This is a genomic window from Asaia sp. SF2.1, assembly GCF_000505765.1.
GTDB classification, from domain to species: Bacteria; Pseudomonadota; Alphaproteobacteria; order Acetobacterales; family Acetobacteraceae; genus Asaia; species Asaia bogorensis.
Map to the genome: position 1 here is coordinate 160073 of NZ_AYXS01000034.1, position 901 is coordinate 160973.

Consider the following 901-nt stretch of genomic DNA (forward strand, 5'->3'; position numbering starts at 1 on the left):
GCCTCCGATATAATACATTTCTATCTTCCGGTCGCCCGTCTGCCCCGTCCCGTGTCCGTTTTCCGGGGGCGCTGGCTGCACCGGTGCAGGATGGCGCATTTCACTATAACGATCGCTGCGCTCATGCCAGATGCCGCGCAGGGCCGCACGCAGGGCCTCATCCGACTCATCTGCCAGTGCGGGCCGGAGATCCGTACCTTTTGTGGCAAAGAGGCAGGTGAAGATCTGCCCATCCGATGACAGCCGCGCACGCGAGCAATCGCCACAGAAGGGCGCCGTGACCGAGGAGATGAAACCGATCTCACCTGCGCCATCGGTAAAGCGGTATCGGCGGGCGACCTCCCCTCTGTAGCGGGGGGCGATGGCCTCAACCGGCCAGCGGGTGGCAATACGCTCAAGGACCACCGCCGAGGGAACGACGGCACTCTGCGACCAGTGGTTGCGCGTACCGACATCCATATATTCAATGAAGCGTAGCGTGATGCCGGTATGGCGGAAGCGGGCAACGAGCGGCAGGATCTCGCTCTCGTTCACATCGCGCTGTACGACGGTATTGATCTTGATACCGCCAGGAAACCCCCGTTGTGCAGCCTTGTCGATGGCCGCCAGAACGGTCTCGACCACGGCGCGTCCACCGCTCATGCGGCTGAATATTTTCGGGTCAAGACTGTCCAGACTGATGGTCAGGCGCGTCAGCCCGGCGTCATGCAGCGCGTCCAGATGACGTTCGAGTAGAACCGCGTTGGTGGTGAGAGCCACATCATCAATGCCCTCGATGGCTACGAGCCTTCTGACAAGACGGGAGAGATCGGGCCGTAAAAGCGGCTCGCCACCCGTCAGGCGCAGCTTGCTGACACCCGACCCGGAGGCCACGCGGGCCACGCGCTCGATAGCTTCGAAG

General features: G+C 62.4%; 1 protein-coding gene. It reads right to left on the reverse strand.

The window, feature by feature from the left end; translation table 11 throughout:
- A partial coding sequence (gene moaA, locus P792_RS37670; protein ID WP_235075496.1) for a GTP 3',8-cyclase MoaA occupies window positions 1-901 on the reverse strand: 901 nt, incomplete at both ends.